The sequence below is a fragment of the Streptomyces spongiae genome (assembly GCF_009377185.1).
In the GTDB taxonomy this organism is placed as follows: domain Bacteria; phylum Actinomycetota; class Actinomycetes; order Streptomycetales; family Streptomycetaceae; genus Streptomyces; species Streptomyces spongiae.
Window position 1 is genome coordinate 23148 of record NZ_VJZC01000071.1, and the last position, 6181, is coordinate 29328.

The window sequence follows — 6181 nt, forward strand, 5'->3', positions numbered from 1 at the left end:
GTCAGGCGGCGAAGCTGTAGGGGGGCAGGGGGCCGCGCAGCCGGAAGTCGTAGGCCTCTCCGTAGTCGTGGGCCAGTTTCTCTCCGGCCTCGGCGAACTCGTGGGCGCGGGAGCGTTCGACGAGGAACGAGACGTTGAGGAAGTCGTCCTGTGCCGGGTCGGCCACGACGCTGGCGCGGGCCAGGCCGGACAGCTGTCCGACGACCTGGTCGGCCAGCAGCCGCTGCCGGGCGTCGACCTGCCGGGCCACCAGCTCGCCGAGGGCGACACGGTCGTCGTAGGTGCCGTTGCCGTCGCGGGTGAGCTCGTTGAGGCGGCGGGCGTCGTCGGACTCGGTGAGCACCTCGCGCAGCAGGTCGTCCTGGGAGCGTGCGGCCTTGAGGTTGAACTCGGTGGTGCCGTGTAACTCGGTGAGCCTGCGGGCGTACTCCTCGCCGTGCTGTTCCAGGGCCGTCCTGACGGCTGTCTCGTCCGGGGCGAGCAGTCCGAACCTCATCGGGAGGACGGCCCCGTCGGCCATCAGCCGTTCCTGCACGGCCTGGTGGGCGGCGAGGTCACGGCGCTTGGGACGCAGATCCGGGGGCGCCGGGCTGACGACGGCGGCGAGTCCGGTGTGGACCAGCGCGTCCGGGGGGCCGCCCATGTCGCCCACGGTCCGCAGGCCGTCGAGGTTGAGGGGGTGGCCGGAGCCGGTGACGGCGTAGACGTAGAGGGGAGGTGCGGACTGCGTCTCCGTCGGGGGCGCGGTGGTCGGGGCGTCGCTCACCGCTCGTCCTCCTTGTCGCGGTCGAAGACGTCGCCGATCGCGTCGATGGCGCCGCTGATCGCGCCACCGGCCTTGCCCCTGGCGCCGCTTTCGACCATGTCGCCGACGATGTCGGTGAGCCGTGCGGGGGCCTTGCGGCCCGCCTCCAGGTCGAGGCGGTTGCATGCCTCGGCGAAGCGGAGGTAGGTGTCCACGCTCGCGATGACGATCCGTACGTCGATCTTGAGGATCTCGATGCCGACGAGTGAGACCCGGATGAACACGTCGATGACGAGCCCGCGGTCCAGGATGAGTTCGAGGATGTCGAAGAGGCCGGCGGTTCCCGAACCGCTGGAGGTGACGGCGGGTTGCACCCCGCCTGTCTGCGTCATCACGGTCACGGTCCGGGTCCTCTCGCTGTGCTCGTTGCCGACCTGGCACTGTGACGTACGGGAGGGGCAGCGGACCGCGCTCAGACCATTCCGAAACCTTCTGATGGAGGAAGCGTGAAGATCCAGAAGTTACAGAAGGCTCGGAAGATCCAGAAGGCCTAGCGACCGCGGTCGAGTTGGCCGCGGGCGTAGCGGCGCACCCGTTCGTAGCCGAGGAGTTGGCCCTGGAGGTCGAGCGTGACGCGGTAGGTCGCCATGACCGTCATGGTGTCGGGGACCCGTTCCAGCTCGACGACCTCCACGTCCGCCGTCCAGCCGTCCTGCGCCGGCCGGAGGGCGGAGACGGAGTCGGGGGTGGTGCCGAGCAGTTCGGCGAGCTGGGCCGCCGCGCCACGCATGGCCTGCGCGGCACTCACACGGCCGGAAGGTGCTGTCGGCTGTCCCGTCGGCTGACCTGCTGAATGCGCCGCCTCGTCAGGGGAGTTGGCGGCTGCCGGGATGCGGGGGTCGGTGCTTGTCATGGTCCTACCGTGTCAGTCTCCCGCGGTCATCTCCACCAACTTGACGACCGTGTTCCAGTTGCGGCTGGTCGCCGTCAGGCCCTTGAGCAGCCGTGGCTTCGACAGGGTCTCGGCCAGCTTGGAGCGGCCGAGGCCCTCGGGCGCGTAGAGGTAGAGGGCGCGGTCCCCGAGGCGGAACTCCTCGGGGAGGAATGCCTGTTGGTCGATCGAGGCGAAGCGGTCCGCGTCGACCGGGGTCGAGAAGTACGTGACGTGGAGCTGCTTGGGCTGGAGGTCGGCGGCCGGGAAGGGGCACGCGTCCCGTACGGCCTCAAGGTAGGTGTGGTCGCGCACCAAGACCTCGACGGTGAACCCGAAGTGCTTCTCGATGGCCTCGGTGATGTCCGCCGCGAGCGTGTCCTCGTCGCCGCCGTCGGCGGTGAAGACCGCGTTGCCGCTCTGCAGGTAGGTGGCCACGCCGGTGTGGCCGAGGCCCGTCAGGAGCGTGCGCAGGTCGGCCATCGGAACCTTCTTGCTGCCGCCCACGTTGATGCCGCGCAGCAGCGCCGCGTACGTCGTCATCCGCACACGATACGACCGCGGGCCCGCCCGGCACCCGAGCCGCGCCCCTGAGCCAGGGCCCCGAGCCGCGATCCTGAGAACACGCCCCTGAGCCACGACCCTGAGAACACGAAGTACGTGTAAGGGACCACGGTCCTCCCCGATGGGGAGACGACGGGGTCCAGGGGGATGAGTGGCCCGGCCCCGGGTTCACCGGGCAGCACGAAGAGATGCCCTTATCCGGCCCATACCTTCGAAACGTTGGGTGACGGCAGGGGGCCGTCACCGGAGACGAGGGGGCTGGCCCGTCATGGGGAACGGAGAGACACGGGTGCGGGGAATCGCCGCCCGGGCCGGCGGCTGGAGCGCCCGGCACCGATGGGCGGCCGTCGGGATCTGGGTGCTGTTCGTCGTCCTGGCGATGGGGGCCGGCTCGGCGGCGGGCCGGGTCGACGTCAAGGACAGCGACCAGCTCAAGGGCGAGACGCACACCGCCGCCAGGATCATCGAGGACGCCGGGATCGAGGAGCCCGCGAGCGAGACCGTCCTCCTCCAGGCGAAGGGCGACGGGCTGAAGGCGACGGACGCCGAGTTCCGGCAGGCCGTCGAGGCGGTCGTGAAGGCGGTCGAGGGCACCGGCAAGGTCACGGACGTGACGTCGCCGTACGACACGCGGACCATCTCCAAGGACGGCCGCAGCGCGCTGGTGCAGTTCGACATGCGCGGCGACTCCGAGACGGCGGGCGAGCGGGTGGAGCCCGTCCTGAAGGCCGTCGAGGGCGTCCAGAAGGACCACGAGACGCTGCGGATCGAGGAGATCGGCGGCGCCAGCATGATGAAGACGTTCGACGACGCGTTCGGGGACGACTTCCAGAAGGCCGAGTACTCCGCGGTGCCGGTGGCCCTCGGCATTCTGCTCATCGCCTTCGGCGCCCTGGTCGCGGCGCTGCTGCCGGTCCTGCTGGCGGTCACCGCGATCATGGCGACGATGGGCCTGATGGGCGTCGTCAGCCACGTCATGCCGATGAGCGACACCGCCAACTCGGTGATGCTGCTGGTCGGTCTCGCCGTCGGTGTCGACTACTGCCTGTTCTACCTGCGCCGCGAGCGCGAGGAACGCGCCGCCGGCCGGGACGCGCAGACGGCCCTCAGGGTCGCCGCCGCGACCAGCGGCCGTGCGATCGTCGTCTCCGGTGTCACGGTGTGCGTGGCGATGGCGGGCATGCTGTTCACCGGGCTCGCCGAGTTCGAGGCGATGGGTCTGGCCTCCCTGATGGTCGTGGCGGTGGCCATGGTCGGGTCCGTGACCGTGCTGCCCGCGCTCCTCTCGCTGCTCGGCGAGCGGGTCGAGAAGGGCCGGCTCCCCTTCCTGCGGCGCCGCAGCACCGCGGGCAACAGCGGCAGCCGGTTCTGGACGGCCGTCCTGAAGGGTGTCCTCGCCAAGCCCGTCGTCTCCGTCGTCGTCGCGACCGGCGCGCTGCTCGCCATCACGGCGCCCGCGCTCGGTATGAAGACGCAGCAGCTCACCCTGGACCAGGAGTTCGGCGACTCGCTGCCCATCGTGCAGACCTACAACCGGCTCAACGACGCCTTCCCCGGCGGCTCCGAACCGGCCGAGGTGGTCGTCAGGGCGAAGGACATCAACGCTCCCGAGGTGAAGTCCGCGCTCGCCGACTTCCGTGACCGGGCGATCAGTTCGGGCGCCTCGCGCGGCCCGGTCGAGATCAAGCTGCACGACGCGCAGAACCTCGCCTACGTGTACGTCCCGCTGGTCGGCGGCTCCGACCTGGACAAGGCCGGTGAGAGCCTGGACAAGCTGCGCGACGAGGTGCGGCCCGCCACGCTCGGCAAGGTCGACGGTGTCGAGGCCCCGATCACCGGGCAGGTCGCCGGGTCGAAGGACTTCAACGACCAGTTGGCCGGAGCCGTCATCCCGGTCTTCGCCTTCGTCGTGGTCTTCGCCTTCGCGCTGATGCTGCTGTCGTTCCGCTCGCTGACGATCGCCGTCACGTCGATCGTGCTGAACCTGCTGTCGGTCGGCGCCGCGTACGGCATCCTCGTCGGCGTCTTCCAGCACGGCTGGGGCGCGTCCCTGGTGGGCGCGGAGGGCGTGGGCGCCATCATCACCTGGCTGCCGCTGTTCCTGTTCGTGATCCTGTTCGGCCTGTCGATGGACTACCACGTGTTCGTGGTCTCGCGGATCCGTGAGGCACGGCTCAAGGGCCGTACGACGACGGACGCGATCCGGCACGGTGTGGTCACCACGGCCGGGGTCGTCACCAGCGCCGCCGTCATCATGGTCGCCGTGTTCGCGATCTTCGGGACGCTGTCCATGCAGTCCATGAAGCAGATGGGCGTGGGTCTCGCGGCCGCGGTTCTCATCGACGCGACGATCATCCGGGGCGTTCTGCTCCCGGCGGTGATGGCCCTGCTGGGCGAGCGCAACTGGTACCTGCCGAAGTGGCTGAACCGTCTTCCGGACCTCACGCACGACGAGTCGCCCGAGGCCGTGTCCTCGCCTCCGCCGCCGGCGGTGGAGGGTCAGGGCCGGAAGGTCGGCGTCTGACCGTCCGGAACGGAACGTGGCCGGGGCGCGGTGCGCGCCCCGGCTTCGCCGTGTGGTCAGGCCGCCCTGGTCACCTCGTCGCGGTCGAAGGAGTCGATGGTGCGGGTGAAGTCACGGGTGGAGAGCAACAGCTTGTAGACGATGGCGAGTTCGAAGACGAGCAGCAGGGCACCGGAGACGATCGTCGCCCCGGCCACCGCGTCGAACAGGGGTCCTACGATGAAGACGCCCATCTGGAACTCGATGCCACTGACCAGGTGGGCGCGGATCCGGTGGCGCAGCAGGAAGGACCGTAGGCGCAGATAGACGGGGAAGCGCCGGCGGAACTCCTGTTGCAGGTCGATGACCTGGGCCTGGTGCCGCGGGGCCTCGACCGCTCCCTCCAGTCCGACGACCGCTCCTTCCAGTCCGGCGACCGCTCCTTCCGGGCTCTCGGCCGCTCCTTCCCTGCCCTCGCCCGGTCTCTCCGCGCCCAGGGTCGTCGCCCCGCCCGACTCCCCGCCCGCCGCCTTCCGCAGGTCCTGTTCGACGTCGGCCTCGGGGTTCTTGCGCAGCAGGTCCTCCATGAAGGCGAGTTCATGGTCGTTGTCCGCGCGACGGGCCTCCCTCACCCTGGCCTTGATCTGTTTGCGCATGGAGTGGCGGATCTTGAAGATCTCCAGCGAGTTGATGTAGCGGAGCGTGTCCAGGCCGATGACGGCGGCGGCCAGCCAGATGTAGAGGGCGTCGTCCGTGCGCTGGTACTGCCCGGCCATCAGCGCGACCCCGCACACCGCCACCCGGACGCGGTCGAAGACGAAGTCCAGCCAGGCTCCGAACACGGACCCCTGGCCGGTGAGCCGGGCGACCTTGCCGTCCATGCAGTCCAGGACGAAGCTCAGGTGGTAGACGACGGCGCCGGCGATCAGCCACCACCAGTCGCCGAGCGCGAAGCAGGCCGCCGAGGCGAGGCCCAGCAGGAAGGCGCCCCAGGTCAGCTGGTTGGGCGTGAGCCTCGTGTACTTCGCGGTGAGCCTCACCAACGGGGTGGCGACCGGGTCGACGAGCAGTACGGTCCACCACGCGTCGCGCTTCTTCTGGGTGATACGGCGTACCTCGGCGAGGTCGGGTATGTCTCGGCGCATGCGTCAACTTCCTGCGTTCGACGGGAGTTCACGCCCAGCTTGGGAAACGTTCATCCGAGGCACAAGAAGCGGCGAGCGCAACCATTCACCGGGGGTAACGGTCGAACCGAGTAACCGAGTCCATGGACCTCCCAGGCAGGCACGGCGTTACCCGAGCGTTACCGAATGACCTGTCCGTTATCCCATGTGCGCGGGACCTTCACGCGGAGGGGCTCAGCCCCGCCCGGGGCGCGGGGCTGTGACATCGTGCGGCTCCGCCGCGTGGGCGCGACCAGCCACACCCAACCCGCAGC

Annotated in this window: 6 protein-coding genes; 1 reads left to right on the forward strand and 5 read right to left on the reverse strand. The window is 69.7% G+C overall.

Annotated features, from left to right (window positions below):
- Nucleotide 1 precedes the first annotated feature (1 nt).
- The 4 genes from FNH08_RS13405 to FNH08_RS13420 form a co-directional block, all read right to left on the reverse strand.
- Nucleotides 2–766: a GvpL/GvpF family gas vesicle protein gene (locus FNH08_RS13405; RefSeq protein ID WP_322724402.1), complete on the reverse strand. Its 765-nt coding sequence runs from the start codon at nucleotides 764–766 to the stop codon at nucleotides 2–4.
- Complete coding sequence (gene gvpJ / locus FNH08_RS13410; RefSeq protein WP_152771706.1) at nucleotides 763–1137, reverse strand: gas vesicle protein GvpJ; 375 nt, start codon at nucleotides 1135–1137, stop codon at nucleotides 763–765. Before gvpJ ends, FNH08_RS13405 begins: the two co-directional genes overlap by 4 nt.
- A 158-nt stretch (nucleotides 1138–1295) precedes the next feature.
- Entirely contained in the window at nucleotides 1296–1658 is a 363-nt protein-coding gene (locus FNH08_RS13415; RefSeq protein WP_152771707.1) for a gas vesicle protein GvpO, read from the reverse strand.
- A 12-nt stretch (nucleotides 1659–1670) separates the two neighbouring features.
- The gene (locus FNH08_RS13420) at nucleotides 1671–2219 is read right to left on the reverse strand and encodes a DUF1697 domain-containing protein (protein ID WP_152771708.1); all 549 of its coding nucleotides are present in this window, start codon (nucleotides 2217–2219) and stop codon (nucleotides 1671–1673) included.
- A gap of 289 nt (nucleotides 2220–2508) precedes the next feature.
- Here FNH08_RS13420 and FNH08_RS13425 point away from each other — a divergent pair, with 289 nt between their 5' ends.
- A complete protein-coding gene (locus tag FNH08_RS13425; RefSeq protein WP_152771709.1) occupies nucleotides 2509–4764 on the forward strand; it encodes an MMPL family transporter in 2256 nt (751 codons plus the stop codon).
- Nucleotides 4765–4820: 56 nt separating this feature from the next.
- Here the strand turns inward: FNH08_RS13425 and FNH08_RS13430 are convergent, their stop codons facing one another.
- Nucleotides 4821–5888 carry a CDP-alcohol phosphatidyltransferase family protein gene (locus FNH08_RS13430; RefSeq protein ID WP_152771710.1) on the reverse strand — a complete coding sequence of 356 codons (1068 nt, stop codon included), beginning with the start codon at nucleotides 5886–5888 and terminating at the stop codon, nucleotides 4821–4823.
- Between the last annotated feature and the right edge of the window lie 293 nt (nucleotides 5889–6181).